A 1,359-nucleotide genomic window follows, 5' to 3' on the forward strand; every position below is an offset into this window, starting at 1 on the left:
TGAACCGTCCCGGGTTTGATGCACACCTTCATTCTTGGGAAGGTAAGCCTCATGCCGAAGAAGTACCCCGACGAGGTCCGTGAGAAGGCGATCCGCCTCGTCCTCGATCACCGGGACGACTACGCCTCCGAATACGAAGCGATCCGTACGATCGCCGAACGGATGTTCCTCAAGCCCGAAACAGTGCGAACCTGGATTCGACGAGCGGAATCCACCGCGACGGCCGGAACCGGACCCACCGAACTGTCCGAGACCGAACTCGAGCTGCGCAGGTTGCGCCGAAAGAACGCGGAACTCGAGAAGACCGTTGAAATCCTCAAGGCTGCAACGTCTTTCTTCGCTCGGGAGTGCGACCCGCCACGGAGGTGATCTGCCGGTTCATCGCGGAACACCGCGACACTTTCGGGGTCGCACCGATCTGCCGAGTGCTCACCGCACACGGCTGCAAGATCGCCCCGAGAACCTTCTACGCCTGGCGCACCCGACCGCTGTCGAAGCGGGCGCTGTGGGACACCACGATCACGGCCGTGCTCGCCTCCTACTACGACGAGCGTGACGAGCACGGCCGCCGCAAACCCGAGTCCTTGTACGGGTCGCTGAAGATGTGGGCCCACCTGCAACGACAAGGCATCGCGGTGGCCCGCTGCACCGTCGAACGCCTGATGGCCGCCCATGGCTGGAAAGGAGCCACCAGGGCGAAGAAGATCCGCACCACGGTTCCCGATCCGACCGCACCGCGGCCACCGGATCTGGTCGACCGGGACTTTCGCGTGGACAGGCCCGATGCGTTGTACGTTGCCGATTTCACCTACGTGAAGATGGTGCCGTGCTTCGCGTACACGGCGTTCGTGATCGATGCGTTCGCCGGCACGATTGTCGGCTGGGAGGTCTCGGCATCGAAGGAGACCGCGTTCGTGCAGCGGGCCGTCAATCAGGCATGTTCACTCCGATCGATGCAGGGTAACCCGTTGCAGGGAAACACTATTCATCACTCGGATGCAGGTTCGCAGTACACCGCAATCCGGTTCGGGGAAACGCTGTTTCTGCAGGGATTGCGACCGTCGATCGGATCGGTGGGCGATGCCTACGACAATGCGCTGGCGGAGACCACGATCGGCCTGTACAAGGCCGAATGCATCGCGGCGGATTCCCCGTTCCGCAAGGGCCCGTTCCGGACCATCGCCGACGTCGAGGAAGCCACTTCGGCGTGGGTGCACTGGTTCAACACCAGCCGGCTGATGCACCGTCTGGGTCGGGTCCCGCCGCTCGAGTTCGAGACTGCGTATTACGCTGCTCTCGGTGCCGACCAGTCGGCCGCACACAGGTAACCGCAGTGTGCACTAAGCCCGGGGCGGTTCA

At 63.1% G+C, this 1,359-nt stretch carries 1 protein-coding gene; it reads left to right on the forward strand.

Going from position 1 to position 1,359, the window contains the following annotated elements; translation table 11 throughout:
* Nucleotides 1–51: 51 nt before the first annotated feature.
* Nucleotides 52–1,328 (forward strand): IS3 family transposase gene (locus tag ACWPOC_RS25525; protein WP_455409573.1). Its coding sequence is split into 2 segments (ribosomal slippage): nt 52–331 and nt 331–1,328, totalling 1,278 coding nucleotides; the frame shifts between segments, so codons are not numbered across the junction.
* Nucleotides 1,329–1,359: the final 31 nt, after the last annotated feature.

This window comes from Rhodococcus sp. 5G237 (assembly GCF_053764735.1).